The following is a 25,820-nucleotide window of genomic DNA, read 5'->3' on the forward strand; positions in this document are numbered from 1 at the left end:
CTCATGGTGAGGTGGGAGCGCAGCGACCCTCGAACCACGAGGGCGTGCCCCCTACTCATACTTCTCCAAAAACGCCTCAATCCCCAGCGCCCGAAAATCCGGCAGTGCCACCCGCAATTGCTCGTGGCTCCAATCCCACCACTTCAACTTATCCAGCCTTCCCGCAATCGGATCGGAAAACCGCTGCTTGATCGTCTTCGCCGGCACACCCACGGCAATGGCAAAATCCGCCACATCCTTGGTCACCACCGCATTGGACCCAATGATCGCCCCATTGCCGATCGTCACCCCCGGCATAACAACCGCCCCATGCCCAATCCAGGTATCGTGCCCAATGCTGATCGGCGTGCTCTCGCGCCATTCGAAGAACGCCACATCATCCTCCTCGCCCTCAAAATACTGCGCCGAGCGATAGGTAAAATGATGCAGCGATGCCCGCTCCATCGGATGCATCGAGGCATAAATCCGCCCATTGGAGGCGATATTGGAAAATTTCCCAATCGTCGAATAGGCAATCTGCGTCCCACTCACGCAGTAGGAATAATCCCCCATGCTCGAGTGTGCGACATGGCAAAACGCCCCCACCTCGGTATACCGCCCCAGCACCGACTGCTTCACCTCGGCCGTCTCATGCACCGACGGCGTTTCGCTCAGCTTCTTCATGCTGCCACCCTCGGCGCAAAACCCGTCACATCGACAATCCGGTCGGCCACAGCGCTGCGCACATCCTCATCGTGGAAAATCCCGAGCATGGCGACTCCACAGCGCTTCTTCTGCGCGATCATATCAACCACCACCGCCCGATTGGCCGCATCGAGCGACGCCGTTGGCTCATCCAGCAACAACACCGGGTGATGGGTAATAAACCCCCGCGCAATGTTGACGCGCTGCTGCTCACCCCCCGAAAACGTCGCCGGCGGCAGGCCCCAAAGCCGCTCCGGCAGATTGAGCCGGCTCAGCATCTCCCCTGCCCTCCCTTGCGCCTCGGCCTTGTCGATCCCCCGCACCACCAGCGGCTCCGCCGCCACATCGAGCGCCGAAACCCGCGGCACCGTCCGCAAAAACTGGCTCACATACCCAATCGCATCGCGCCGCAGGGTAAGAACCGTCCGCGGATCGGCACTGGCCAAATCCACCTGCGCCCCATCATGGGCAATCAACACCGCGCCGCCATCGACGCCATAATTCCCATAAACCATCTTCAAAATAGAAGACTTGCCGGCGCCCGATGGCCCACCGAGCACAACGCACTCGCCCGGATTGATATCGAATGTAACATTCTCCACCACCGGCAGGCTGATCCCCCCGCGCAGGTGCATGGTAAAAGTTTTTGCGAGATTTCTTACTGATAGAGCGGTCATTTCGACCTCCATATTTGTGAGCCACCGCACCTCCCCTCGCCCCTTGCGGGAGAGGGACAGCAATTTCTTCGTTCAGAAGAAATTGCAGGGTGAGGGGTCTGCGATGCTGCAACAGGCTCAAACCTGCAAAATCGAACTGACGAGCAACTGCGTATAGGGCTCGCGCGGATCGTCGAGCACCCGGTCGGTCAGCCCCGCCTCGATCACATGCCCGTCCTTCATCACCATCATCCGGTGGCTCAAAAGCCGCGCCACGGCGAGATCATGCGTCACCACAATCGCCGAAAGCCCCAGCTCCCCCACCAGCTGCCGCAACAGGTCCAGCAACCGCGCCTGCACCGACACATCGAGCCCACCCGTCGGCTCGTCCATGAAAATCAGCCGCGGCCCGGTGACGAGGTTCCGCGCAATCTGCAACCGCTGCCGCATCCCGCCCGAAAAACTCCGCGGCTGATCATCGATCCGATCCGCCGCAATCTCCACGCGCCCGAGCCAATCAAGCGCCGTATCCCGGATCCGCCCATAGTGCCGATCGCCCACCGCCATCAGCCGCTCGCCGACATTGGCGCCGGCCGAAACCGTCATCCGCAGCCCATCCGCCGGGTTCTGGTGCACAAAGCCCCAATCCGTCCGCGTCAGAAACCGCCGCTCGGCCTCACTCAACTCATAAATATTGCGCCACTCGCCCATCCGCATCCGATAGAGCGCCTCGCCCGATGTCGGCTCAAGATTGGCCGAAAGCGTATTGAGCAGCGTCGTCTTCCCCGACCCACTCTCCCCCACAATCGCCAGCACTTCGCCGGGCCAAAGCTCGAAACTGACATCGGCACAACCAAGCCGGGAGCCGTAATATTTGGTCAAATTGCTGACACGCAGCAGCGGTTCGTCAGACATTCGAATTCTCCGTGTGCAGGCCCCACCCCCTCCTAGCCTCCCCCATAAAGGGGGAGGTACCGGCCGGTGATTGGGACTGGATCGAGCAAAAGGAGTGGAGAGGCACCTCCCCCTTGATGGGGGAGGTTGGGAGGGGGTGACTTCCGAGACGCATCATTCCGCCGCCTCCCCCATCACCCCAACATACCCCGCGTCCCGCCGCTCCTCGCAATGATCGGTATCCGAGCACACATACATATGCCCGCCCCGGTCATCCAAAATCACCTCATCGAGATACACCTGCTCAGCCCCACACAGCGCGCAAGGCTCAGCAAAATGCTGCACCGTGAACGGATGATCCTCGAAATCCAGGCTCACGACTTCCGTATGCGGCGGCACCGCATAAATCCGGTGCTCGCGCCCCGCCCCAAACAGTTGCAGCGCCTCGCTTCGATGCATCTTCGGATTATCGAACTTCGGCGTCGGCGAGGGGTCCATCACATAGCGCCCCTCAACCTTCACGGGATAAGCATAGGTCGTCGCAATCCGCCCATGCCGCGCAATGTCCTCATAAAGCTTCACATGCATCAGCCCATATTCCTCGAGCGCATGCATCTTTCGCGTCTCGGTCTCACGCGGCTCAAGAAAGCGCAGCGGCTCGGGAATTGGCACCTGATAAACCAGTATCTGCCCCGCCTCGAGCTTGCGCTCCGGTATCCGGTGCCGCGTCTGAATAATCGTCGCCTCGGCCGTATGCGTGGTCGTCTTCACCTGCGCCACCTTGGCAAAAAACGCCCGGATCGAGACCGCATTGGTCGTATCATCCGCCCCCTGATCGATAACCTTGAGCACATCGTCCGGCCCAATAATGGACGCCGTCACCTGCACCCCGCCCGTGCCCCAGCCATAAGGCATCGGCATTTCCCGCGACGAAAACGGCACCTGATAACCGGGGATCGCCACGGCCTTCAAAATGGCCCGCCGGATCATTCTTTTGGTCTGCTCATCGAGATAGGCAAAATTGTAGTTTGCGACGGCGTTCATTTCAGAGCCTCGTGAAATCTGCTCATGCCGCAACACCCCCTCCTAGCCTCCCCCATCAAGGGGGAGGTACCGGCCGGTGGTTGAAACTGGATCGAGCCAAAAGAGTGGAGCAGCACCTCCCCCTTGATGGGGGAGGGTGGGAGGGGGTGGGGCAACGCCTTGGTAACCATCATTCCACCCCCTCCAACTCCGCCCGCATCCGCCGGATCAAATCCAGCTCCGCCTGGAAATCCACATAATGCGGCAGCTTCAGATGCTCGACGAACCCCGTCGCCTGCACATTGTCCGAGTGCGAAATGACGAATTCCTCGTCCTGCGCCGGCGCCACGATATCCTCGCCAAATTCCTTGGCCCGCAGTGCCCGGTCCACCAGAGACATGGCCATGGCCTTGCGCTCCGCCTGCCCGAAAACCAGCCCATAGCCGCGCGTAAACTGCGGCGGGATCGTCGCCGAACCCTTGAACTGATTGACCATCTGGCATTCGGTCACCCGAACGCGCCCGAGGCTCACCGCAAAGCCCAGCTCGGCAATGTCGAACTCGACCTCCACCTCGCCAATGCGGATTTCGCCCACAAACGGATGCGTCCGCCCATAGCCGCGCTGCGTCGAATAGCCGAGCGCAAGAAGGAATCCCTCGTCGCCCCGCGCCAAAGCCTGCAGCCGCAAATCCCGATCCAGCGGAAAATCCAGCGGCTCGCGCGTCAGATCGCCAACCTCTTCGCCCTCGGCCAATTCGCCATCGGGCTCGATCAATCCCTGCCGGCCCAAGAGATCAGTCACCCGCGGCGCCTGTTCCCCTTCGGCCTCGCGCACAACCGGCACTTCGGCATCCTCGCCCACAATGCTCGGGTCCAACAACCGGTGCGTATAGTCAAAGGTCGGCCCCAGCATCTGCCCACCGGGAAGATCCTTGAACGTCGCCGAAATCCGCCGCTCGATTTTCATCGCCCCGGTATCGATCGGCTCAGAATAGCCAAACCGCGGCAGCGTCGTCCGATAGGCCCGCACCAAAAAGATCGCCTCGATCAGGTCGCCCCGCGCCTGCAAAATCGCCAGCGCCGCCAGCTCCCGGTCATAAAGCGATCCCTCGCCCATGCACCGATCGACCGCCAGCCCCAGCTGCTCGACAATCTGGTCCAGCCGCAGCGCCGGCACCGCACGGTCCCCGCGACGGCGATCCGCCAACAAGCGATGCGCATTGGCAATGGCGGCCTCGCCACCCTTTACAGCTACGTACATCCTACGCCTCCACCCGGCTCGACCGCGGCAGGCCCATCACCTGGCCATCGGCCACCAGCAGCAGGTCCACACCGCGCGGAAAAATCTCCCGGTTCTCGCTCCACTGCGCGAGAAAATCCCGGGGCAATCCCACCGGGCTAATGTCCTGCGTCTCGCGTATCCCCGGCCCGCGCAGCACCAGTTTTGCGCCGCCACTCAGCGACGGCACTTCCGCAACGATGGTGGTCGAGCGATCCGGATATTCTTGGCTTCCTAGATTGCAGCGCCCCAATTCGGGCATCGCATCGCCGAGCGCCACGAATGCAAAATTCGCCTTGGCCGGATCGTTCACCACATCGGCGCCGGTGTGAAACCCGACAAAACCCTGCACCGCGTCCGAATTTAGCGCGGGCGATAACCAAATCGCCGTGTCGTGGTCGCCAAGTGTTAACAGTGTGCTAGCCAATTCTGACGTCAGCGCAGCACAGCCACCGCTCATGTTAGCCAGTTTTTGCGCCGTCCCGGGGTTCGCCAGCGCGTCGAGAACAGCCCGGAACACACCCTGCGCATCGCGCACCGGCTCGGCAAAACCGGCTCCGAAATCATGGGAAAGCATCAGTTATCCCCTCTCACCATGGTGAAAAAATCCACCCGCGTGGCCGCCGTTTCCTCGGCCCGCTTATCGTCACCCGTCGAGATAAGCTCTTCCAGTGGCACAATAATTTCCGCGTCCACTTTGGCCGCATCGCACTGGCGCAGCGCATCGATCACCGCAATGGCCTCGGCCTTGTCGAGGTCGCGCCCCAAACAATACCCGTGCCCCACTTCCCCGGTTACAATGCGCACGCTGGCCCGGCTCACCGTCGCCTCGCCCAGATTAAACGGCGCCCCGCCGCCCCCGGCCCGGCCCCGCACCATGACGAGCCCGGTCTCGGGCCCGCGAATGCGCTGATGGCCCGGCTTGTCGCCAAAAGCCTCCCAGCGCTCGGCCAGCGCCTTGGCCGGCGCTGCGGCCAGAACATCCAGCGCCCGCTTTCTTGCGCTTTGCTCGGCAGAAATCCCTGTCGTCATGCTTGCCTCAACTTGTCTAATAAACTAGACAACTAAACTCACTAGTTCCGCTCTACGCTTCCCATGTGAAAGTGCAATGACAAAATCGCAATCAGCCGCTGGTGGTGTTGCGCTCTGGCGCCAGATCGCCGATGCCATCCGCCTCGACATCGTCGGCGGCAAGCTCGCCAATGGCGATCGTCTACCCACCGAAGCCCTTCTGGCAGAACGCTTTTCCGCCAATCGGCACACGGTCCGCCGCGCCCTCGCTGTCCTTGCCGAAGAAGGCGTCGTCGCCGCCGAACAGGGCCGCGGCACCTTCGTAAAAAGTATCCGCCGGCTCAGCTACCCCATCGGCAAACGCACGCGTTTCCGCGAAGGCCTCAGGGGCCAGGCCGGCTCCCTGACCTCCGTCAGCATCTCAGACAAAATCGAAAACGCCACCGCCCAGGTCGCCGAGGCCCTCGGCCTAAAACCCGGCACCAAGGTCGTCCGCACCGAAGGCATGTCGGTCGCCGATGGCGTGCCGATCTCGCGCTCCACCACCTGGCTCCCCTATCGCCGCTTCCCCGATTTCGCCGCACGGATCAGGCAGATGCAATCGACCACGCTGGTCTTCCAAAGCTATGAAATCGCAGACTATTCCCGCTTTTCGACCCGCATTTCCGCGCGCCACGCCGACGTCGAAGAAACCCGCTCCCTAAACCTCGCCCCCGGCGCCATCGTCCTGGTTTCGGAAGCCGTCGACATCGACCCGGAAGGACTACCGCTGTCCTATGCGCTAACGCGTTTCCCGGCGGAACGGATGGAATTGGTGGTGTAAAACCCCCACCTACCCCCCCTGATAGGGGGAGGGACGCATCGAGTTTGCATCTGTGTCGGTGAGCCACCGGCAGATCCCTCCCCCTAACAGGGGGAGGCTAGGTGGGGGTTCTTGCGACCCCAGAGGACCGACTAACCCCCTGCCGGCAAACGCAAAAGATCCCTCAGCAACCCCACGAACTGCTCCCCCGCCACCTCAAGCGCCCCGGAATTATCAATCCGCACCGTGCTCGCCGGCAGCCGCACGCCAACGCTCCGGTCCATCCGCCGCTGGATTTCCGCGGCATCTTCCCGCCCACGCCCCGCCAGCCGAGCCGCAATCACCTGCGGCTCCGCCGTCACCTCGACCACCACCGCACTCGGATAGCGCGCCACCAATTGCGGAATAACCGCACGGGAGAGGTTCGCAATCACCACCCGCCCTGCATGCAAATCATCCTCCAGCTCCACCGGCAGCCCATAGCGCAGCCCATGCGCCGGCCAACTCAGCGCAAACCGCCCTTCGGTTTCCGCCGCCGCAAACTGGTCCAGCGTCATCGTATCGTGGTCTTCGCTACCGCCATCGGCATCCCGCGTCACGACGCGCCGCACGATCACCACATCATCGCCGAGCCGCTCCCGGGCATAAGCCATGACACTGTCCTTGCCGGCCCCGCTGGAGCCAACCACGGCGACGAAAGTGCCGGTCATATCACCCGGCGCCCCTCGCGCCATACGGTCTGCACGATCGGAATACCCTCCTCGATCCGCAGATGCACAAGATCGGCCCGCTTGCCCACGGCAATCTCGCCGCGGTCATCCAAACCCGCCGCATCCGCCGGCCTTTTGGTCACAAAACTGACCGCCTCCGGCAAACTTATCCCCGGCACCTCATCGACCAGACAGAACGCCGATTGCAGCATCGAAAAGGGAATGTAGTCCGAAGACAGAATATCGAGCAGCCCCGCCGCCGCCAGATCGCGCGCCGAAACATTGCCCGAATGCGACCCGCCGCGCACCACATTGGGTCCGCCCATCAGGATCGCCATCCCCGCATCGCGCGACGCCTTTGCCGCCTCCAGCGTCGTCGGGAATTCGGCAATGCGGATACCAAGCTCCACGGCCTCGTCCACATGCGCCGAAGTCGCATCATCGTGACTCGCCAGCGCAATCCCGCGCTCGGCACTCAGCGCCGCCAGCGCCCTGCGATGCTTGTCCGAATAAGCCTCTGATTCATAAGACCGCCTCGCGATGAACTCGGCCAGCGCCGCATCGCTCATTTTGAGCTTGCCCTGATAATAGACCTTATAGGCATCCGGGCTCGCAAACTGCCGCTGCCCCGGCGCATGGTCCATCAGCGAAGCCAGCCGCACCAGCGGGTGGTCCATGATCTTCTCAAAGCTGGCGAGACAATCCGGCGCCGAAACCTCGCACCGCAGATGGATCAGGTGATCCGCCCGCAGCCGCCCGGCAGTGACGCCGGCCGTGATCGCATCGGCCAAAATCCGCAATTCGTCCATGCCCATATCGGCATGTTCATCGATACCGACGCGAATGGCGTCGAACACCGTGGTAATCCCCGAAGCCGCGATCTGCGCATCATGCGCCTGCACGGCGGCGACGGGATGCCACCGCACTTTCGGGCGCGGCGCATAGTGCGTTTCCAGATGGTCGGTATGGAGTTCAACCAGCCCCGGAATCAGGTAGTCGCCATTGAGATCCGTGCCGCGCCTGGCGCTCGTTCCGATGTCGGTAATGACGCCACCGGTGATTTCCACCGCGCCTTCAAGCACTTGGTCGGCCAGCACAATCCGGGCATTGGTAAGAACAGTCGCGTCAAGGGCTTGCATGGTCGCTTCAGCAGGTTCGAATGAGAAAGGTCGGTGCGATAGCCCGACAATGTGACAGGGCGACGACACGCCCAAGCTTCACATCTCTACCGCACCGCGCCCCGCTGCGGGAGCGGTCTCATTCGCGACCCAACCGAAATCAGCTCTGGAACGGATCGAGCGTCGGCAACAACTGCTGATACTGCCCGCGCCAATAGAGCAACGGCTGCAAGTCCGTCGACAGCTCCACCGAGCGCACCCGCCCCAAGACGATCGCATGCGAATGCCGCTCGATCGCTTCATCGAGTTCGCAATCGATCACCGCCACCGCGTTCTTGAGCCCCAGATTGCCGCTATCGAGCCGGTTCCAGTCCCAGCCAACATAGCGATCATTTCCCTTGATCCCGCCGCGCCCGGCAAATCGGTCCGCAATGGCCGATTGCCCATCGGTCAGAATATTGACCGCAAACGATCCGGCATCGCGCAGCGCCTGCCAGGAGGACGAACCGCGATTAAGGCTCACCAAAATGGTCGGCGGCTCCGCCGAAAACGAGGACACCGAGGTCGCGGTAAACCCCGTCCGATTTTCGCCGGTGCCCACGGTGATCACGCTCACCGCCCCGGCAAGGTTCCGCATGGCCTGCCTGAACGCAGATGCATCGACAGTATTTTCGGGCTGCCGAACCGGCGCATAGTTTGCAAAATCGACAATCGACACAGTCAGTTCTCCTATCCCGCGCCAATGCAAGGACGCAAAGCCTGGGGAAAGACTAGCCCCCCTCGCCAAAAGGCGGGAGGCCGCCCGGGAGCACAGTTTCCCGTCACAACCCGCCGCAGAGAAATTTATATCCACTAATTCTATAGACTAATATTTTAATGGGTAATCACACCCTCGGCGCCAGAATTCTTGCAACGATGCAATCCTTCTTGTTCCATATCCTCGCGCCGTCCCTATAATCGCCGCGCCATCAGGCCACCAACCGTCCCTAAGAACTCGGCGCCATATCTCCATGCCTCGTATAGCCACGCTCGACCGCCTCCTCGCCGCCCTGCGCGAGCGCATTTTTCTGCCCAGCGGCGTCCATGTGCCCCTCCGCTACCGGCCCGCGGCCAATGGCGAGCGCTATGCCGTGGTCGAGCAAGACCGCAGCGCCTGGACAGGGGTGGATCGCAGCCTCGTCTGGGGCGAGCCCGATGGCTATTATTGGTTCGGCGGCCAGGTCACCATTCCCGCAACGCTCGCTGGCAAATCCATCTTTGGCCGCGTCCACGCCCAGTTCGGCTCCGTCATGGGCCGCAGCGATCCGCAGCTTCTGGTCCGCCTCGATGGCCGCATCGTCTCCGGCGGCGATGGCAACCACCGCGAATTCCCCATCGCCCGCAACGCCGTAGCAGGCCAGGCCATCGACCTCCTCATCGAAGCCGGCACCATCGAAGATCGCCGCCAGCTCGGCTTTGCCGTCGAACTCGTCGCCCACGACCGCCTCGCCGAGATCGTCTATTACGACCTGAAAGTTCCCCTCGACGTTGCGCGCCTCCTCAAGGCCGACGACGCCCGCCGCGCCCGCCTGCTCCGCCATATCGAAGCCGCCCTCGATCTCGTCGATTTCCGCCCCGGCAATCCCGAACGCTTTGCCCAAAGCCTCGAAGCCGCCCGCCTCCGCGCCGACGCGCTCTATGCCGAGGCCGACGCCGATGCCATGCCCGAGATCGTCGCCACCGGCCACACCCATATCGACGTGGCCTGGCTCTGGCGCGTGCGCGAGACGCGGCAGAAAATGGCCCGTTCCATGGCTAATGCCCTCTCCCTGATGGACGAATATGAAGACTACCGCTTCATGTACAATCAGGGCGTGCTGCTCGATTACCTCGAAGAAGACTATCCCGAACTCTTCTCCCGCATCGAGACCCAGGTCAAAACCGGCCGTTTCGAAATCGAGGGCGCCCTCTGGCTCGAACCCGATGTCGTCATCGCCTCAGGCGAAAGCCTCGTCCGCCACATCACCAAGGGCGTTAAATATCATCAGGACAAATTCGGCGTGACGCCGAAAATCGTCTGGCTCCCCGACACCTTTGGCTACACCGCCGCCCTGCCCCAGCTCATGGCCCTCTCGGGTTTGGAAGTGTTCATCACCCACAAGATGAGCTGGAACGACACCAACCGCATGCCGCATGAAATCTTCTTCTGGCAGGGATTGGACGGCACAAAGGTCCCGGCCTATTTCCTCACCACCCAGCGCTACGAATATGACGGGATCAACACCACCTATTGCCCCGATCTAGTCCCGAGCCACGTCATGGGCACGTGGAAACGCTTCAGCCAGCAGGGCCTCCACGACGAACTGTTCCTCGTTTATGGCCACGGCGATGGCGGCGGCGGCCCGACCCGCGGCATGCTCGAAAACGTCCGCCGCATGGAGCGCGGCATTCCCGGCTGCCCGAAAATTCGCCACGAACCCATGGCGCCCTATTTCGAGCGCCTCGTTAGCCGCATGCGAAGCGAGCCCGAAGCCTTCCCCAACTGGGTCGGCGAACTCTACCTCGAATATCACCGCGGCACCCTGACCTCGGTCGCCAAGAACAAGCGCAACAATCGCCTCGCCGAACAGACCCTGCACGATCTCGAACTGCTCGGCACGCTTGCCGCCCAGCAGGGCGTCCCCTATCCCAGGCAAACCATCGAGCGCCTCTGGAAGACCGTTCTCCTCAACCAGTTCCACGACATTCTGCCCGGCACCTCCATCGGCTTTGTCTATGAGGACAGCGACCGCGACTACGCCGCCTTCTTCGCCGCAGCAGCAGATCTCGCCCAAACCCTCGGCGCCGCCCTCGCCGCCACCGGCCACCACGCCGTCCTCAATTCAACCAGTTTTGCCCGCACCGATCTCCTGCCCCTTCCAGCCGACGCCACCGGCATCGAGATCGACGGCGTCACCATCCCATCCCAAGAAATCACCCGCGCCGACGGCACGCTTACCAGCGTCGCTCCGCTGACCAATGTCCCCGGCCTCGCAACCCAAACCCTGCGCCTCGCGACCTCTGCCGCACCACTACCGGCCAGCACTCTCTCCGTCTCGCCAGCCCTCCTCGAAAACGCCCTCCTCCGCGCCCGCTTCAACGAAAAGGGCCAGCTCACCTCCCTCTTCGACAAAGTGCGCAATCGCGAAGCCCTGCAGGCCGGAAAAGTCGGCAACGCCCTCGTCGCCCACCGCGATATCCCGATCGATTTCGACGCCTGGGACATCGATGAAAATTTCGAAAACCAGAGCTGGCCGGTCGATAATCTTGTCAGCGCCGAAGTTTTGGAACACGGCCCCTACCGCGCCGCCATCCGCTTCACCTGGGCGTATGAAGCCTCCCGCATCGTCCAGGTCATTTCGCTCGCCGAAAACACTGCACAACTCGAGTTTGACACCCTTGTCGATTGGCATGAGCACCAGACGCTGCTCAAAACCGGCTTCCCCCTCGATATCCGTACCGATGTCAGCCGCGCCGAAACCCAGTTCGGCCATTTGACCCGCCCCACCCACGCCAATACCTCATGGGACAAGGCGCGTTTCGAAACCTCCATGCATCGCTGGGTCGACCTCAGCGAGGCCGGCTTCGGCGTCGCCGCGCTCAACGATTGCAAATATGGCTACGACGCCAAGGGCAGCACCCTCCGCCTGACCCTCGTCAAATCCCCCGTTTTCCCATGGCCCGAAGCCGACCAGGGCGAACACCATTTCCGCTATGCACTGCTCCTCCACGCCAGCGATCTGCAAACCATCCACAACGCCGCCGCCGCCTTCAACCTGCCCCTGCGCCTCCTCGCCGGCGGCGCCGAAACCCCGCACCATCCGGCCCCCATCGCCACCCTCTCCAGCGATCAAATCGCCATCGAAACCGTCAAACCCAGCGAAGACGGCAAGCGCACGATCCTCCGCCTCTGGGAAACCCAAAACCGCGCCGGCACGGTCACCCTCACCCTGCCCAAAGCAACGCGCATCGCGGAAACAGACCTCTACGAAACAGACGTCAAAACTCTGGCGGAGAGCGCAGACACGGTCGAACTGGCCTTCAAGCCCTTCCAAATTCTCACTCTGGCGCTAGGCTAGATCATCCGTCACCACCGCCACCGCAAACGCGATTGTCACCCCGGCGAAGGCCGGGGCCCATCCCGAGATCTCAAGATGAATCCCAGCAGTTGGACTTGATCTGCAGCCGGGACCATCAACACAAATCCCAAAGGCCACCATGATCCCGCCTCTCCCCAAAACCCTGCCCCCGCCCCCCGGCTTTCAGATCGGCATGTGGCTCAAGGGCGATTGGCACATGCATTGCCGCCACTCGACCGATTCATCCAACAATCCGCAATCGCGCATCATCGCCTTTGCCGAGCGCATGGGCTTTGACTATCTCGCCATCACCGACCACGACGTCCATGTAGAGGGCGCGGTCGCCCAAAACACCTGGGCCGATCCCGAATTCCGCTCGGACTCGGTCCTGCTCTTTTACGGCGCCGAACTCACCGCCCCCCGCGGCCACGTCAACATCCTCTCCGCCGAACCCTACGACCACCAGCGCATTTTCGACGCCCGCAACGCCCGGGATTGGGACCTCCTCAAGCTCAAAAACGACCTCGGCATCCACTGGTCCGCCAACCACCCCCACCACAAGAACCACTATGGCTTCTCCTTCGATCTCGCCGATAGCGTCGAGATTTGGAACACCAGCGTCTGGCCCAAAAACATCCCGAGCCTTCGCATCTGGGACGATCAGCTCCTCTCCGGCCGCATGATCGGCGCCCGCGGCGGCAGCGATTCCCACCATGGCATCCCCGAAGACCCGGCCAAGATCGTCCCCCTGACCATCGAAGGCACCGGCAATTATGTCGGCACCCCCACGACCTGGATTTTCGCCACCGCCCGCACCAAGCCCGCCATCCTCAAGGCGCTCGAACAGGGCCGCGCCTCGGTCAGCTCCAACCCCTATAATCCCCGTGTCGAGCTCTATGCCGATACCAATGGCGACGGCCAGTTCGAGTTGATGATGGGCGACAACGCCATCCCCTCCGGCGGCCCGGTGACCTTCGAAGTCCGCCTCTCCGGCGGCGGCATCCCCGGCGCGTCCTACAAGGTCCGCGTCATCAAAAACCGCGAAGAATTCGGCACTTTCATCACCGACCCCGCCACCCGCTCCGTCCGCTTCGTCGATGCCCCCTCGCCCGACGCGCGCAGCTACTATCGCGTCGAAATCGAAGGCCCCCAGGCCCCCTATCCCGAAGTCCCCAATTCCATGGCCCAGAGCCAAAACATGGTCGCCCTGTCCAACCCCATCTACTTCAACTACGATCCGGATTTCTGATCCGTCCCTGACTCACCCCCAAACTCGATGTCACCCCGGCGAAGGCCGAGGCCCATCTTGAGATATCAGGATGGATCCCGGCCTAAAGCCGGGATGACAGCCGGTGGATAACAACATGATGTGCCGATAGATGGTAAGAGACCCAAGCCGCAAGGTCGGCATCAAGGACATCGCCGAGGCCGCCGACGTCGCGGTCTCGACCGTCTCGCACGTCCTCAACGGCACGGCGCCCATTTCCGCCGAAGTGCGCGAGCGCGTGCTCAATGCCGCCAATACCCTCGGCTATCTCGCCCGCCGGCGCGACAAGGCCGCCATTGCCGTTTTGCGCAGCGTACTGCTCGTCGTGCCGAGCGACACCCTGCCCCATAACGAGCACAACCTCTTCTCCTGGACCCTGCTCAGCGCCCTCACGCGCGAATGCGAGCGCCGCGCCATTCGCGTCGTCGCCATGGAAATCGACCATCCCCGCGTCAGCGGCGCCGAAGTGGTCGATCGGGCGCGCAGCGAAGAGGTCGATGGCATCCTGCTCCTCAACGACGACGGTCCCGAACTCCTCCACGATATCGCCGCCGCCCAAATTCCCGCCGTGCTGATGAATGGCGAAGATCATGAAATGCAGATCGACAGCGTTACCCCCGGCAATCGCTTCGGCGCGCGCTACGCCACCAATTGGCTGATCGGCCAGGGCCATCGCAATATCCTGCATCTCACCTGGGAAGGCCGCTCGACCATCCGCCGCCGCCGCGACGGCTTTCTCGATGCCTTCCGCGTCAATGGCCTGCCGCTCGACGGCGCCCATGTGCATCTCGCCGAAGGCTACCTGCCCGAACTCGGCGCCGCCGCCATCCAGCAATGGCTCGAAACCCATGATGGGCTGGGCGGTATCACCGCCATTTTCTGCGCCGCCGACAATCTGGCGCTCGGCATCATGCCCGCCCTCAACCGCGCCGGCATCCGCATGCCGCAGGATGTCTCCATTGTCGGCTTCGACGGCGTGGCCCTCGGCGAATTCACCAGTCCCTCGCTGACGACGGTCACCGTCCCCCTCGAACATATGGGCCCCTCTGCCCTCCACCTCCTCGAACGGCGCATCATCAACACCGCCCTCAACCCGCCGGCCCACCGCCTCGAACTCGGCTGCCGCCTGACCATCCGCGGCAGCGTACGGACGATCGGCTAGCTCTCGTCACTTTTCGTCTAATGCACCCACAAACGCGATTGTCACCCCGGCTTTAGGCCGGGGCCCATCTCGATATCTCGGGATAGAGCCCGGGCTGACAGCCGGTGGATGGCCGGAATTTTCCGGTTCAGGAACCGGCAACAAAGCCCCAAGCCGATGTCGCAACCAGCCCTCGATGCTGCTAGAAGCGCACCGAATTTGCGAAGAGGGTTGCCTTGCTCACGATCAGACCTGCCGAGCCCGCCGATGCAGAGCCGCTGACCGCGTTGATGCATGCCTCGAGCGCCTATACCGGCGCCTATGCCAGCATTCTCGAAGGCTACGCCATCACGCCCGCCCAGCTGGCGAAAGACCTCTTCTACGTCGCGCTCCTTGATGGCGCCATTTCAGGCTTTTACAGCCTGACCCTTGCCGGCGAGCCGGAGCTGGACCTGCTATTCGTTGCCGATAGCGCGCAAGGAACAGGCCTCGGCAAAACACTCTTTCAACACATGGCGAACCAAGCAAAGCGCCGCGGCTTGTCTGCCGTCAAGATCGTCTCCCATCCCCCTTCGGTCGGTTTCTACCAAAGAATGGGCGCCACGATCACCGGCACAAAGCCACCCACGGCCAAGGTAACGTGGGAACGCCCAATCCTGACATTGCCGATCTAGGCTTCAGTCCGGGGCGCCGATCTCATAGGATCGGGCGATGAGATCGGCCATCGCCTTCTCAAAGTCATCACGTCTCTGCTCGCTCCAACCAGCGGTCAGCGCGACAAAAACCTCTTCCTGCCACGCATGCGCCTGTCCCAACGCGATGTGTCCAGCCGCGGTAACGGAAAGCGCCCGCCGGCGTCGGTCAGTCGGGCCCGCCATCATCGTCAGATACCCTGCGTCCACCGCCCCCTTGATCAGACGCGATGCGCCGCTTTGGTCGATGCCGAGCGACCATGCAACTGCGTTCACCGTCGCCGGCTCGCCGCGTGCCACAAGCGAATTGACCGCCTCGGTCACCAGCACCAGCCGCCCCTGCTCGGCCATCGCGGCATCCGACCCCGCGCGGCGCGACCAATGCCGCACGAAACCGAACAGCAGCTCCCCCGGCCCCATCGTACTCATTCGGACGCCGCCATTTCCCTGCAGATATAGGCCAGCTCCAGAGCCGATCTGAGGTCCGGCAACCGCAGTGCCGCAGTGACCTTGGCGCCCGTGACACGGAAAACCGTCGCCACATGCGTCGGCTTCCCGCTCCCCGGCCACGTCGCATCTTCCTCGACCACCATCAGCCGCTCGCTCACCGGATGCCAGGAGCGCGGCACCAGCCGTATCCCCGACCGCACCACCCAGTCCGCAAACTGATCAGGCGAAATCGGGCCGGCACCTTTGGGGCCGAGGACGACGATCGGATCGCCGACCGCCGCTGCCGCCCCCTGCAGATCGCCGGCGTTCACTTTGCCATGCCATTCAACGATGGCGTCTTCCAGATTTGATCTCATACAGTATTTATATGCAAAACGCATATAATTGCAAGAGCGCCAGCAACCTAGTCCGGCAACACCAAAGGGTCTCGATCCACCCGAAATTCGAACAGCCTCTCCTGTCCCTTTTGCCCAATGGGAATGAAGATCGGCAGCGCGACGTCGCGCACCCGGCGGGCAAACCAGCTGAGCGCCTTTTTCGCCGTACCGCCCTGTCGCCCCAGCCGGACCGCCGCGGCAACCCTCTTCCGGCGCAGCGCCTCAAATCGCTGGTAGGCGGACTGGCATGTGCCCTCCGCCTCGATGCATGCCGCCAGGACATTGGCGTCTTCGAGCGCCATCGAGGCCCCTTGTCCCGAATGCGGCGTCACCGCATGTGCCGCGTCGCCGATCAGAACCACCCGCCCCCGCGACCAGAAGGGCAGATCGGGAATATCGAAATCGGGATAGAAGCGCTCGATGCCCGGCGCCGCAGCCTCGATGATGCGCCGGTTTATCTCGGGGTCACTGTGATGCAGCGCTGTCACAAAGTCCGAAAGCTGCGCCCGCTCGGCAAACTGGCCGCGTCCCTCGGGCGCAGGAAAGCTGTTGAACCAATAGACCGGCCCATCCCCCTCCTTGATATAGCCCAGCGACGCCTGCCGCCCAAAGGTCATGATCATCCGCCCATTGGTAGCGGGCACGCCGGGCACATCGACGATCCCGCCGCCGCCCAAAAGGCCGTTATAGGCCGGCGGCGCCAGTTCGGGCATCACCAATTGCCGCACGCTTGAGCGCAGACCATCGGCACCGATCAGATAGTCGAATTCATGCACCGCCCCGCTTGCCAGCCGCAAGACAACACCGCCGTCCTGCTCCTCGACCCCGCTCACGCCCGCCCCAAAATGCAGCTCCACGCCGGCGGCCCGCGCGGCCGAAAGCAATATCGCGCTCAACACGCCCCGGCGAATGGTGACCGAGGGCGCCCCGAACCGCTCGGCATGGCCGGCATAATCGATGCCGCCGAGAAAGACCCCATTCTCGTTATGCAGCGCCAGACCCATGGTCCTGATACCGCTTGCAATTGCCGCCTCGGCGATGCCGAGTGGCCGCAAGGCATTGACGCCGTTCGGCGCCAGCGTCAGGAAAATGCCTTCATCGACGATCCCACGCTCCTCGCGCTTTTCAAATACCGTCGGCGCAAAGCCCTTTTTATGGAGCGCCAGCGCCAGCCCCAGACCCGCAAAGCCGGCCCCGACAATTCCTATACGTGCTTTCATTCTTGCCTCGGCCCTTCCCATCACGGCACAATGGGTGATCTTAATATTCGATGAATTGATAATTAGATGATCGAAACAAATGGATCAAGGCTCGAAAAGCCTGCACTCATCGCCGAGATCGGTGGGCTGATCGCGGCATGGCAGGATGCGACCCAGCTTTACGACGAGGCCGTTGGCGAGGTTTTCCAGCTCGGCCCAAAAGAGCGGCTCTGCCTTAGTTTCCTCAGGGAAGGTCCCCAGACCGCCAGCGCCATAGCCAAAGCCACCCGCCTGACGCCCGCCGCGGTAACCTCGCTGGTCGACAGGCTCGAAGCGCGCAACTTCGTCATCCGCCGCGCCGACCCCAGCGACCGGCGCAAGGTCTGGGTGGAAATCGGGCCGGCCACATACGAACTGATCCAGCAGGCCTATCTCCCGCTGGCCGCGGCAGGCGAGCGGGTATTCGGCAAACGAAACGCGGCAGAACTGCTCCTCGTCGCAGCAGTCATCGAAGAAGCAATGGCCGTCCAGCGCGAAATGACGGAACAGCTCAGAACGCGAATGGCTTCGGAGAAGGCCTGAGCGCCAAGCCCAGCGCCACCCCACAAACCAGCATCAGACCGCCCCGGCCCAGGCCGCGATATCCTGCGCCGCCTCCATTGCCGTTTTCCCGGTCGTATCGATTGCGAGGAAATGCGGGGCATCGAAACCGGCCAGCACCTCGCCATCGCGCTGATTGCGACGGGCCATGTCCGGGTCCCTCGGCTTTCGTTTCTCGTCGCGCTGAGGCGATTGGATACGGCGAATGTTCTCGTCGAGATCGCAATGCACGTGAACGACTAGAAACGGCGGCCTGGCATTTCCCAGAGCAACGATCCGATCCCACTCCGCCCTGGCCCAGTCGCTGTCGCCGGCAAGGACGGTCGTCAACACGACAGGAACGGCATCGGGCAATCGCAGGACCAGCTTGTGGGCGATGGCCTCCACTTCTTCAACCGCGTCCCGGAACTCGGGCGATCGAAACTCGGTCAGCGCAAAGGCGATATTGTAAACCGAGTGGATATCCAGCAGCCGACCGCCAAGCACAGAAGCGAGCTCCCGGCCTATACTGAGCTTTCCCACCCCCGGATAACCGTTCAAGACAATGATCATGCCCCCACTCCTGCCCCGGCAACGCTAACGAGCCCCCAAAGTGTCACGCTGCCAAGCCAATTCCAATCTCGTCAGACCTGAACGCGGCCCTCGCCCGTCACGTCCTTGATCGTCATCGGTTGCCCGAGCGATTTCCAAACCCAATTCGCCCCCACCGCGCCTCGCGGGCAGGTGCCATTCCCGCCCGCATCGACGTCAGGACCTACCAGGGCGCATTGCCCTGCGGCTCGGCAAAGCTGCCGGAAACGGCGTCGGGACCCAGCAGTGCATAGGTAACCGGCAGACGTGCCCCCTCCGCCGGTGTCATGAAGCCATTGCCGCCCGTCAGGTCGGTCCTGACATAGCCAGGGGCGACCGAATTCACGACAATGGCCGTGTCCTTCAATTCCGCCGCCAATTGCACTGTCAGCATGTTGAGGGCCGCCTTGGACGCATTATATCCGATCAACCGGGCCTCGTAGTAAGGCGAAGTCGGATCGCCATTGATGGCCAGCGAGCCCAGCGTGGTTGAAAGATTGACGATGCGACCGGCCTTGGCGCGGCGCAGCAAGGGCAGCATGGCCTGCGTAACGGCCAGCGCGCCGAGGAAGTTGGTTTCCATCAGCCTGCGGGCGGCAGCCGTGGTGGCAATGGAGGGTGGGCCGTCCTCGCCATCGACGATGCCGGCATTGTTGACGAGAATGTCGAGCCGGCCATATTCCCCGGTAATTTTTTCGGCGGCAGCAGCGATGGTCGCCTCGTCGTTGACGTCGATTTCGATCGCGGCCACAGCCAGGCCGGCCTCCGCCAGATCGCCGGCGGCATCTTGACCGCGCTGCAGGTTGCGCGCACCCATCAGCACTATCACGCCCGCCTCGCCCAACTGCCGGGCAATCTCGAGACCAATGCCTTTATTGGCACCCGTCACCAGCGCAATTCTCTTCGTCTCAGTCATCGAATGTCCTTCACATATTGGCCAAAAGGCTGCGATCAATATATGAAGGATCATTCATCTTTGGGATTCGCATATGCAAGCGGCACCACCCCAGCACCTGAACCCCCGGAAAAGACCGCGCCAGGCCCGGTCGGTCGCGACGGTAGAGGCGATCTTCGAGGCGACTATTCAGGTTTTGCTGCGCGAGGGCATTCATCGCCTGACCACGACGCGCGTCGCCGAACGGGCGGGCGTATCGGTGGGCACCATGTACCAGTATTTTCCGCACAAGCAGGCGCTGCTCTATGCGCTCAATGAGCATTATCTTGATCTGGTGGCCGAACGCGTCGAGGCAGCCTGCCGGGCACAATATGGCGCCTCGACCGAAGCCATGGTCGAAGCGCTGGTCACAGCCTATTGGCAGGCCAAGACCGAGCGAAGCGAGGTGACGCGCGCCCTCTACCGCTCGGCAGTCGAACTCGACAACGAGGCCTTGATCGACGCTTTCGCAAAACGCATGGACGCGGCAACCATGGCCATGCTCAAAAGCGCGCCGGATGCCGATTATGCCAGCATCGATCTCGTCAATGTCACGCTTCTCTCTGTGATTTTCGGCACGGTGCGCAACGTGTTTGAGCGCAACCTGCCATCCGCCCAGCAGTTGGCAATTCGCCGTCAGCTGGCAACCATGTGCCTGTCCTACCTCAAAGCCTCGGGCGGCTAGCCCTCAGGGCAGCGCCCCGAACATTTCGTCCAGCATATGCCGCCGCGCCAGTTCCAGCGCCCCCAGCAGTCCGGCGCGCCCGCCGCTCTGGCTGCGCACCAGCCCGACCCGGCGCTCCCAGGTGCCCGAAACCTTGTTTTCGACCCGCGCGATGAATTCCGGCCGCGCCCCGATACTGCCGCCAAGCACGATCATATCGGGATCGACCAGCGCCAGGAGGGCCAGAATGGCGCGCGACACAGTCTCGCCAGCCGCATCGAGCGCCACCGCCGCGGCACCATCGCCCGCTTCGGCTGCCGCAAAAATATCGCGCACCGTATGCGCCGCGTCCCCGCCCGCCGCCACATAAGCCCGCCTTATCCCGGCCTCGCCCACCTGCTCTTCGAGCGAGGGCACCCCCGGCGCATCGATCCGCCAAAGCGGCATGTAGCCGATTTCCCCGGCCCCGCCATGCGCGCCGCGCAGCAACCGTCCATTGATCATCAGCGCCGCGCCGATTCCGGTCCCGAGCGCGACAAAGGCCACGTTCTGTCGGCCCCTGGCGCTGCCCTGTCCCACTTCCGCCAGGAGCGCGAGATTGACGTCATTGTCGATCAGCACATCGACGCCCATTGCCGCCGCCAGCGCGCCGCGCAGATTGGCCCCCTCCAGCCCCGGCACATTGCCCGCAAGGCTCAGATCCGCCGTTTCCGGATGCACGGCCGCCGGCACGCCCACCGCGCCGACCCGCAACCGAAACCGCGGTGCCCCGGCCATGTCGCATAGCGTCGCCGTCATGCGCCCCAACTGCGCAACCAGATTCTCCGCCCCCGTCAGCACCGTTGGTTCGGTCAATTCCGCCAGGATGTGCCCGCGCAGATCGCTCAATGCCCCCGCAACTTTGGTGCCGCCGACGTCAAAGCCCACCGTCATCGCCGCATCGGCCTTGATCGTATAGGAGAGCTGCGAGCGCCCCGGCGCGCCCCCGATTGCCCCGGCAACCTGCACCAGCCCCCGCGTTTCGAGCCCCGCCAGCAGTTCCGAAACAGCCATGCGCGACAGGCCGATTTTCTGAGCCAGCGCCGGTCGCTGCTGCAATTCGTCGGTCATCATCGCTTCGGCAAGAAGCCGTAAGTAACCAGCTTGTGAATTTTTACGGACCGAAAGCGGTGCCCGCAAGGCCTCCCAATCTGCGCCCTTAGAGCCTTGATCCACTTGCCAATCTTCCATTCAAGACCCCCAAAGACAGCATCGTCACACTCTTGTTTCGTTGTCATGCAAATTTTTTCGTATTGCGCTGACGCTGAAGTGACGCATAGATTGCCAATGTAACAGCACAAAAGCTGCAAATGATACAAGCCAATTGTACGTGCAGCGGCGATTACAGGATGGAACGGGAGGCAAGTCATGAAAATTTTTCATGTTCGTATTGCGCTTGCTTCGACAAGGAATTCATTACGCCCGCATGTCACCGGATGGTGCATTAGCGGACCAAGCACGAGGGAGAATTCGATGACTGCCAATAAGTGGATCGCCCGGCTGGCGATCGCCGCCATGTCGGCGACGGCCATGGCCGGTTCCGCCTGGGCTTTTCAGGAAGCGCCCATGCTGGCCGAACAGGTTACATCAGGGGCCCTACCCGCCGTCGACGAGCGCCTGCCCACCAATCCGACCGTCGTCAACGCTCTCTCGGTTGGCGAATATGGCGGCACCTGGCGCCGCGCCTTCAGCGGTCCCGGCGATCGCTGGGGCCCCACCAAGCTGATGGAAGAACGCGTCCTCAAGTGGACTGCCGATGCCAATGGCGGCGCCGAACTGACCCCGGGCTTCATCGAGAGCTATTCGGTCAACGAAGACTCCACCGCCTTCACCTTCACGCTTCTCGATGGCCTCAAATGGTCCGACGGCGAGCCGGTCACCACTGAAGACGTGAAGTTCTGGTACGAGGACATCTTCCTCAATACCGAAATCACCCCCAATATCGACGCGACCTTCGCGCCGGGCGGCAAGCCGATGGAAATCGAGATCGCCGACGATCGCACCTTCACCGTCAAGTTCAGCCAGCCCTACGTCTATTTCCTGCAGATTCTGGCCAAGGATTCGACCGGCGAGCCGAGCCTTGATCGCCCGAGCTTCCTGTTCCCAAAGCACTATCTCAGCCAGTTCAATAATAAATATGCCGACGACGCCGCGCTGACCGCTGCCGCCGCCAAGTTCAACGTTGCCGGCTGGAAGGATCTCTGGGGCTCCAAGGGCGCCGCGACCGCCTGGTGGCTCAATCCCGAACTTCCCGTTCTCACCGCCTGGAAGATCGAGACCCCGCCCCCCGCTGATACCGTGACCATGGTCCGCAATCCCTATTATTGGGCTGTCGATCAGGAGGGCAACCAGCTCCCCTATATCGACCGCATCGAACACCGCCTGTTCCAGGATCCTGAAACGCTCAACCTGATGATCGCGCAGGGCCAGCTCGACATGCAGGATCGCCACCTGAACCTGGCCAACTACACCTTCTACAAGGAAAACGAAGCCCGCGGCGGCTATCACATCGTCAACTGGAAGGACTCCAACATCTGGTCGCTGGTGCCCAATATCAACACCACCGACGACGTGCTGCGCGGTCTGTTCGAAAACGCCGATGTCCGCCAGGCCCTCTCCGTCGCCGTCGATCGCGAACTGATCATCGAACTGACCCAGTCCGGCCTCGGCAAACCGGTTCAGGCCGCCCCGGTTTCCGGCTCGCAATATTACGTGCCCGAACTGGCCGAACATTGGGTCGACTATGACCCCGATCTCGCCAATGAACTACTCGACAGCGCCGGCCTCACCGAGCGTGACGACAAGGGCTTCCGCCTCCGTCCCGATGGCCAGCGCTTCAGCCTCATCGTCGAAGCCAACGACGCCTCCTATGCCAAGACGCTCGAACTCCTCACCGAGAACTTCGCCGAAGTCGGCATCGAAATGCTGCCCCGCGTTATCGACCGCACCCAGTGGGACAATAACCGCTCCAATAACGACTTCCAGATGCAGTGGGTCCCCTATGACCGCATGACCTATGTGCCGGCCGATCCGCGCCGCCTCATGGGTTCGGACAGCTTCGCCAACCAGTATTACGTCTGGTACACGACCGAAGGGGAATCCGGCATCGAGCCGCCGGCCGATCACCCGATCCGCCAGATCTTCGACCTCTGGGATCAGGCCTCGCAGTCCTCGTCCGTCGAAGATGCCGATGGCTATGTCGCACAGATGGTCAAGATCTTCGCCGAATCCGGCTGGGTCATCGGCGTCTATGGCGAAGGCCCGGTGGTCAACGTCGTCTCCAACAAGATGCAGAACGTTCAGCCAGATCTCGTCCAGGACGACATCTTCCGCGGCGTGGGCCTTGCCCGCACCCAGCAGTTCTGGCTCGATCAGAACTAATTCGGAAAATGCGCTCGGGGATGGAATTCCGTTCCCGAGCCTTTGTCTGGCCCCGATCCCGCCCCCACGCGGCATCGTCCGGCCGGAACGGGGAGAACCGGCAGCATGGTTGCCTTTATTCTGCGGCGCGCGCTTCTGGCGATACCGACGCTCATCTTCATTTCGTTCATTTCCTTCGTCATCATCCAGCTCCCGCCGGGTGATTACGTCTCGGCCTATGCCGCCGAATTGCGCCGCATGGGCGACTACATCTCCCCCCTGCAAGAAGCCGCCATGCGCGAGCAATTGGGCCTCAACGACCCCATGCTCGTCCAATATTGGCGCTGGATCAGCGCCATCGTGCTGCGTGGCGATTTCGGCTATTCGCTCGATTGGAACGCCCCGGTTTCCAACCTGATCTGGGATCGCCTTGGCCTGACGCTGATGATTTCCTCGGCCAGCCTCGTCATCACCTGGCTGATCGCCATTCCCGTCGGCGTTTATTCGGCCACCCGCCAGTATTCGTTCCTCGATTATCTCTTCACCGTCTTCGGGTTCCTCGGCAAAGGCGTGCCCGATTTCCTCCTCGCCCTCGTTCTCATGTGGCTGAGCTTTTCCTATCTCAACCTCAATGTCGGCGGCCTCTTCTCCCCCGAATTCCAGAATGCCCCCTGGACCCTTGCCAAGGTCTGGGACCTCGCCACCCACCTCTGGATTCCTCTGGTCGTTCTCGCCACAGGCGGCGCCGCCGGCCTTATCCGCGTCATGCGCGCCAATATGCTCGACGAATTGGGCAAGCCCTATGTCGAAACCGCCTATGCCCAGGGCCTGTCCGAGGGCAAAGTCGTCTGGGGTTATCCCGTCCGCGTCGCGCTCAACCCCTTCATTTCCACGGTCGGCTGGGCCCTCCCCGCGCTGTTCTCGGGCGACATCATCGTTGCCGTGGTGCTCAATCTGCCCACCACCGGCCCCCTGCTTTTGCAGGCCCTCAAGATGCAGGACATGTATCTCGCCGGCAGCTTCATCCTCATCCTCAGCGTCTTCACCGTCATCGGCACGCTGATCTCCGATATTCTCCTTGCGTGGTTCGATCCGCGCATCCGTTACGCGTGAGGTCTGCCCCATGACCGATCAAGCCCTGCCCCCCATCAAGACCGTCGACCACAAGGAAGACCTTTATACCGCCAAGCCCTGGCAACTGATCTGGCGCCGTTTTTCCCAGCACACGCTGGCGCTGGTTTCGCTCTGGTTCCTGATCCTCCTCGCGCTCTGCGCCATTTTCGCCGAACAGGTCGCCCCCTATGATCCGTTCAAGGTGTCGCGCCTCCGCACCCTCGCGCCGCCGACCGCCATCCACTTCTTCCACGAAGGCCAGTTCGTCGGCCCCTTCGTTTATGGCCTGTCGCGCGAGCGCGACGCCGACACCGCCCGCGTCCTCTACGAGGTCGATACCGAAACCGTCCTGCCGATTCAGTTCTTCTATTCGGGCGACAAATACAGCTTCTTCGGCCTCTTCAGCGCCGACATCCACCTTTTCGGCGTCGATGATCGCCGCGAGCAGATCAACCTTCTGGGCACCGACGATCTCGGCCGCGACGTCTTCTCCCGCCTCACCCATGGCGCCCGCGTCACCCTGTCGGCCGGCCTCATCGGCGTCATCTTCGCCTTCGTGCTTGGCCTCACCCTCGGCTCCATCTCGGGCTATTTCGGCGGGTGGATCGATAGCTCCATCCAGCGCCTCATGGAGTTTATCCGCTCCATCCCCACCATTCCGCTCTGGATGGGTCTTGCCGCCGCTCTGCCCATCGCCTGGGACCCGCTCTTTGTCTATGTGCTGATCACGCTCATTCTCGCGCTGATCGGCTGGACCCACTTGGCCCGCGTCGTCCGCGGCCAGTTCTTCGCCATTCGAAACGAAGACTATGTGCTCGCCGCCCGCCTCGCCGGCGCCTCTGAATACCGCATCATCACCAAGCATATGCTCCCCTCGATGACCTCTTACATCATCGCGGCGCTTACCCTCGCCGTGCCCGAAATGATCCTCGGCGAAACCGCCCTGAGTTTCCTCGGCCTCGGCCTCCGCCCGCCCATCGTCTCCTGGGGCGTACTGCTTCAGGATGCGCAAAACCTGCGGTCCATTTCGATGGCGCCGTGGCTGCTTTCCCCCGGTGTTGCCGTCGTCATGACCGTTCTCGCCTTCAACTTCCTCGGCGATGGTCTCCGCGATGCGGCAGACCCCTATGGGCAGTAAGA

At 62.4% G+C, this 25,820-nt stretch carries 26 protein-coding genes; 10 read left to right on the plus strand and 16 right to left on the minus strand.

Annotated elements, in window-relative coordinates:
* Positions 1-51: 51 nt before the first annotated feature.
* The 7 genes from ASD83_RS10220 to phnG form a co-directional block, all read right to left on the minus strand.
* Positions 52-663, minus strand: coding sequence for a DapH/DapD/GlmU-related protein (locus ASD83_RS10220; RefSeq protein WP_056310545.1), 612 nt, complete (start codon positions 661-663; stop codon positions 52-54).
* Positions 660-1,361, minus strand: a complete 702-nt coding sequence (gene phnL / locus ASD83_RS10225; protein ID WP_056312282.1) for a phosphonate C-P lyase system protein PhnL — start codon at positions 1,359-1,361, stop codon at positions 660-662. The genes ASD83_RS10220 and phnL overlap by 4 nt, the downstream gene beginning before the upstream one ends.
* A gap of 117 nt (positions 1,362-1,478) precedes the next feature.
* Complete coding sequence (phnK, locus tag ASD83_RS10230; protein ID WP_056310548.1) at positions 1,479-2,255, minus strand: phosphonate C-P lyase system protein PhnK; 777 nt, start codon at positions 2,253-2,255, stop codon at positions 1,479-1,481.
* 153 nt (positions 2,256-2,408) lie between these two features.
* The gene (locus ASD83_RS10235; protein ID WP_056310550.1) at positions 2,409-3,278 is read right to left on the minus strand and encodes an alpha-D-ribose 1-methylphosphonate 5-phosphate C-P-lyase PhnJ; all 870 of its coding nucleotides are present in this window, start codon (positions 3,276-3,278) and stop codon (positions 2,409-2,411) included.
* Between the two features lie 169 nt (positions 3,279-3,447).
* A complete protein-coding gene (locus ASD83_RS10240; RefSeq protein WP_056310551.1) occupies positions 3,448-4,518 on the minus strand; it encodes a carbon-phosphorus lyase complex subunit PhnI in 1,071 nt (356 codons plus the stop codon).
* 1 nt (position 4,519) lies between these two features.
* The gene (phnH, locus tag ASD83_RS10245) at positions 4,520-5,113 is read right to left on the minus strand and encodes a phosphonate C-P lyase system protein PhnH (protein WP_056310553.1); all 594 of its coding nucleotides are present in this window, start codon (positions 5,111-5,113) and stop codon (positions 4,520-4,522) included.
* Entirely contained in the window at positions 5,113-5,568 is a 456-nt protein-coding gene (gene phnG, locus ASD83_RS10250; protein WP_056310555.1) for a phosphonate C-P lyase system protein PhnG, read from the minus strand. The genes phnH and phnG overlap by 1 nt, the downstream gene beginning before the upstream one ends.
* 76 nt (positions 5,569-5,644) lie before the next feature.
* On the opposite strand from phnG, the gene phnF reads away from it, so the two are divergent.
* Positions 5,645-6,370 (plus strand): phosphonate metabolism transcriptional regulator PhnF, encoded by a 726-nt coding sequence (phnF, locus tag ASD83_RS10255; RefSeq protein WP_056310557.1) that lies wholly within the window; start codon positions 5,645-5,647, stop codon positions 6,368-6,370.
* Between the two features lie 131 nt (positions 6,371-6,501).
* Here phnF and phnN read toward each other — a convergent pair whose 3' ends face one another.
* From phnN to ASD83_RS10270, 3 genes are all read right to left on the minus strand, one after another.
* Positions 6,502-7,059 (minus strand): phosphonate metabolism protein/1,5-bisphosphokinase (PRPP-forming) PhnN, encoded by a 558-nt coding sequence (phnN, locus tag ASD83_RS10260; RefSeq protein WP_244489138.1) that lies wholly within the window; start codon positions 7,057-7,059, stop codon positions 6,502-6,504.
* Entirely contained in the window at positions 7,056-8,198 is a 1,143-nt protein-coding gene (locus tag ASD83_RS10265) for an alpha-D-ribose 1-methylphosphonate 5-triphosphate diphosphatase (protein WP_056310561.1), read from the minus strand. Before ASD83_RS10265 ends, phnN begins: the two co-directional genes overlap by 4 nt.
* Before the next feature lie 139 nt (positions 8,199-8,337).
* Positions 8,338-8,895 carry a flavin reductase family protein gene (locus ASD83_RS10270; RefSeq protein ID WP_244489139.1) on the minus strand — a complete coding sequence of 186 codons (558 nt, stop codon included), beginning with the start codon at positions 8,893-8,895 and terminating at the stop codon, positions 8,338-8,340.
* A gap of 292 nt (positions 8,896-9,187) precedes the next feature.
* Here ASD83_RS10270 and ASD83_RS10275 point away from each other — a divergent pair, with 292 nt between their 5' ends.
* From ASD83_RS10275 to ASD83_RS10290, 4 genes are all read left to right on the plus strand, one after another.
* On the plus strand, positions 9,188-12,274 hold the full coding sequence (locus ASD83_RS10275; protein WP_056310563.1) for an alpha-mannosidase: 3,087 nt from the start codon (positions 9,188-9,190) through the stop codon (positions 12,272-12,274).
* Positions 12,275-12,413: 139 nt separating this feature from the next.
* Positions 12,414-13,523, plus strand: a complete 1,110-nt coding sequence (locus ASD83_RS10280) for a CehA/McbA family metallohydrolase (RefSeq protein ID WP_056310566.1) — start codon at positions 12,414-12,416, stop codon at positions 13,521-13,523.
* Between the two features lie 130 nt (positions 13,524-13,653).
* Positions 13,654-14,703 carry a LacI family DNA-binding transcriptional regulator gene (locus tag ASD83_RS10285; protein ID WP_056310567.1) on the plus strand — a complete coding sequence of 350 codons (1,050 nt, stop codon included), beginning with the start codon at positions 13,654-13,656 and terminating at the stop codon, positions 14,701-14,703.
* Positions 14,704-14,918: 215 nt separating this feature from the next.
* Positions 14,919-15,356: a GNAT family N-acetyltransferase gene (locus ASD83_RS10290; protein ID WP_200946494.1), complete on the plus strand. Its 438-nt coding sequence runs from the start codon at positions 14,919-14,921 to the stop codon at positions 15,354-15,356.
* 3 nt (positions 15,357-15,359) lie between these two features.
* On the opposite strand, the gene ASD83_RS10295 is transcribed toward ASD83_RS10290, so the two are convergent.
* Genes ASD83_RS10295 through ASD83_RS10305 form a run of 3 tightly spaced genes read right to left on the minus strand, consistent with a single transcriptional unit; the run spans position 15,360 to position 17,421 of the window.
* Positions 15,360-15,803 carry a MarR family winged helix-turn-helix transcriptional regulator gene (locus ASD83_RS10295; protein ID WP_056310569.1) on the minus strand — a complete coding sequence of 148 codons (444 nt, stop codon included), beginning with the start codon at positions 15,801-15,803 and terminating at the stop codon, positions 15,360-15,362.
* Positions 15,800-16,180, minus strand: coding sequence for a hypothetical protein (locus ASD83_RS10300; RefSeq protein ID WP_056310571.1), 381 nt, complete (start codon positions 16,178-16,180; stop codon positions 15,800-15,802). Before ASD83_RS10300 ends, ASD83_RS10295 begins: the two co-directional genes overlap by 4 nt.
* A gap of 47 nt (positions 16,181-16,227) precedes the next feature.
* Positions 16,228-17,421: an FAD-dependent oxidoreductase gene (locus ASD83_RS10305; RefSeq protein ID WP_056310573.1), complete on the minus strand. Its 1,194-nt coding sequence runs from the start codon at positions 17,419-17,421 to the stop codon at positions 16,228-16,230.
* Between the two features lie 66 nt (positions 17,422-17,487).
* Here ASD83_RS10305 and ASD83_RS10310 point away from each other — a divergent pair, with 66 nt between their 5' ends.
* Positions 17,488-17,982 carry a MarR family winged helix-turn-helix transcriptional regulator gene (locus tag ASD83_RS10310; RefSeq protein ID WP_056310575.1) on the plus strand — a complete coding sequence of 165 codons (495 nt, stop codon included), beginning with the start codon at positions 17,488-17,490 and terminating at the stop codon, positions 17,980-17,982.
* A gap of 33 nt (positions 17,983-18,015) precedes the next feature.
* Here ASD83_RS10310 and ASD83_RS10315 read toward each other — a convergent pair whose 3' ends face one another.
* Both ASD83_RS10315 and ASD83_RS10320 read right to left on the minus strand, forming a co-directional pair.
* Positions 18,016-18,552 carry an AAA family ATPase gene (locus ASD83_RS10315; protein WP_056310577.1) on the minus strand — a complete coding sequence of 179 codons (537 nt, stop codon included), beginning with the start codon at positions 18,550-18,552 and terminating at the stop codon, positions 18,016-18,018.
* A 202-nt stretch (positions 18,553-18,754) separates the two neighbouring features.
* Entirely contained in the window at positions 18,755-19,486 is a 732-nt protein-coding gene (locus tag ASD83_RS10320; RefSeq protein WP_056310579.1) for an SDR family oxidoreductase, read from the minus strand.
* A 73-nt stretch (positions 19,487-19,559) separates the two neighbouring features.
* On the opposite strand from ASD83_RS10320, the gene ASD83_RS10325 reads away from it, so the two are divergent.
* Positions 19,560-20,189, plus strand: coding sequence for a TetR/AcrR family transcriptional regulator (locus ASD83_RS10325; protein WP_056310581.1), 630 nt, complete (start codon positions 19,560-19,562; stop codon positions 20,187-20,189).
* Between the two features lie 3 nt (positions 20,190-20,192).
* Here ASD83_RS10325 and ASD83_RS10330 read toward each other — a convergent pair whose 3' ends face one another.
* Positions 20,193-21,278 carry an ROK family protein gene (locus ASD83_RS10330; protein WP_162249151.1) on the minus strand — a complete coding sequence of 362 codons (1,086 nt, stop codon included), beginning with the start codon at positions 21,276-21,278 and terminating at the stop codon, positions 20,193-20,195.
* A gap of 402 nt (positions 21,279-21,680) precedes the next feature.
* On the opposite strand from ASD83_RS10330, the gene ASD83_RS10335 reads away from it, so the two are divergent.
* The 3 genes from ASD83_RS10335 to ASD83_RS10345 all read left to right on the plus strand — a co-directional run bounded on the left by ASD83_RS10335 (position 21,681) and on the right by ASD83_RS10345 (position 25,818).
* Complete coding sequence (locus tag ASD83_RS10335) at positions 21,681-23,588, plus strand: ABC transporter substrate-binding protein (RefSeq protein ID WP_056310584.1); 1,908 nt, start codon at positions 21,681-21,683, stop codon at positions 23,586-23,588.
* Positions 23,589-23,693: 105 nt separating this feature from the next.
* Positions 23,694-24,680: an ABC transporter permease gene (locus tag ASD83_RS10340; RefSeq protein WP_056310586.1), complete on the plus strand. Its 987-nt coding sequence runs from the start codon at positions 23,694-23,696 to the stop codon at positions 24,678-24,680.
* Positions 24,681-24,690: 10 nt separating this feature from the next.
* Positions 24,691-25,818, plus strand: coding sequence for an ABC transporter permease (locus tag ASD83_RS10345; protein WP_056310587.1), 1,128 nt, complete (start codon positions 24,691-24,693; stop codon positions 25,816-25,818).
* The last annotated feature ends 2 nt before the right edge of the window (positions 25,819-25,820 follow it).

Origin of the sequence: Devosia sp. Root685 (genome assembly GCF_001427875.1) — a bacterium.
Classification (GTDB): Bacteria; Pseudomonadota; Alphaproteobacteria; order Rhizobiales; family Devosiaceae; genus Devosia.

Excerpts from the sequence above, each read along its gene's own strand:
- ASD83_RS10265 (WP_056310561.1), bottom strand. The coding sequence starts at position 8,198 with ATGCAAGCCCTTGACGCGACTGTTCTTACCAATGCCCGGATTGTGCTG.
- ASD83_RS10320 (WP_056310579.1), bottom strand. The coding sequence starts at position 19,486 with ATGACTGAGACGAAGAGAATTGCGCTGGTGACGGGTGCCAATAAAGGC.
- ASD83_RS10235 (WP_056310550.1), bottom strand. The coding sequence starts at position 3,278 with ATGAACGCCGTCGCAAACTACAATTTTGCCTATCTCGATGAGCAGACC.
- ASD83_RS10240 (WP_056310551.1), bottom strand. The coding sequence starts at position 4,518 with ATGTACGTAGCTGTAAAGGGTGGCGAGGCCGCCATTGCCAATGCGCAT.
- phnK (WP_056310548.1), bottom strand. The coding sequence starts at position 2,255 with ATGTCTGACGAACCGCTGCTGCGTGTCAGCAATTTGACCAAATATTAC.
- ASD83_RS10275 (WP_056310563.1), top strand. The coding sequence starts at position 9,188 with ATGCCTCGTATAGCCACGCTCGACCGCCTCCTCGCCGCCCTGCGCGAG.
- ASD83_RS10300 (WP_056310571.1), bottom strand. The coding sequence starts at position 16,180 with ATGAGATCAAATCTGGAAGACGCCATCGTTGAATGGCATGGCAAAGTG.
- ASD83_RS10345 (WP_056310587.1), top strand. The coding sequence starts at position 24,691 with ATGACCGATCAAGCCCTGCCCCCCATCAAGACCGTCGACCACAAGGAA.
- ASD83_RS10340 (WP_056310586.1), top strand. The coding sequence starts at position 23,694 with ATGGTTGCCTTTATTCTGCGGCGCGCGCTTCTGGCGATACCGACGCTC.
- ASD83_RS10285 (WP_056310567.1), top strand. The coding sequence starts at position 13,654 with ATGGTAAGAGACCCAAGCCGCAAGGTCGGCATCAAGGACATCGCCGAG.
- ASD83_RS10330 (WP_162249151.1), bottom strand. The coding sequence starts at position 21,278 with ATGACCGACGAATTGCAGCAGCGACCGGCGCTGGCTCAGAAAATCGGC.
- ASD83_RS10305 (WP_056310573.1), bottom strand. The coding sequence starts at position 17,421 with ATGAAAGCACGTATAGGAATTGTCGGGGCCGGCTTTGCGGGTCTGGGG.
- ASD83_RS10325 (WP_056310581.1), top strand. The coding sequence starts at position 19,560 with ATGCAAGCGGCACCACCCCAGCACCTGAACCCCCGGAAAAGACCGCGC.
- ASD83_RS10315 (WP_056310577.1), bottom strand. The coding sequence starts at position 18,552 with ATGATCATTGTCTTGAACGGTTATCCGGGGGTGGGAAAGCTCAGTATA.
- ASD83_RS10335 (WP_056310584.1), top strand. The coding sequence starts at position 21,681 with ATGACTGCCAATAAGTGGATCGCCCGGCTGGCGATCGCCGCCATGTCG.
- phnN (WP_244489138.1), bottom strand. The coding sequence starts at position 7,059 with ATGACCGGCACTTTCGTCGCCGTGGTTGGCTCCAGCGGGGCCGGCAAG.
- ASD83_RS10295 (WP_056310569.1), bottom strand. The coding sequence starts at position 15,803 with ATGAGTACGATGGGGCCGGGGGAGCTGCTGTTCGGTTTCGTGCGGCAT.
- ASD83_RS10310 (WP_056310575.1), top strand. The coding sequence starts at position 17,488 with ATGATCGAAACAAATGGATCAAGGCTCGAAAAGCCTGCACTCATCGCC.
- ASD83_RS10280 (WP_056310566.1), top strand. The coding sequence starts at position 12,414 with ATGATCCCGCCTCTCCCCAAAACCCTGCCCCCGCCCCCCGGCTTTCAG.
- ASD83_RS10220 (WP_056310545.1), bottom strand. The coding sequence starts at position 663 with ATGAAGAAGCTGAGCGAAACGCCGTCGGTGCATGAGACGGCCGAGGTG.
- phnL (WP_056312282.1), bottom strand. The coding sequence starts at position 1,361 with ATGACCGCTCTATCAGTAAGAAATCTCGCAAAAACTTTTACCATGCAC.
- phnG (WP_056310555.1), bottom strand. The coding sequence starts at position 5,568 with ATGACGACAGGGATTTCTGCCGAGCAAAGCGCAAGAAAGCGGGCGCTG.
- phnF (WP_056310557.1), top strand. The coding sequence starts at position 5,645 with ATGACAAAATCGCAATCAGCCGCTGGTGGTGTTGCGCTCTGGCGCCAG.
- phnH (WP_056310553.1), bottom strand. The coding sequence starts at position 5,113 with ATGCTTTCCCATGATTTCGGAGCCGGTTTTGCCGAGCCGGTGCGCGAT.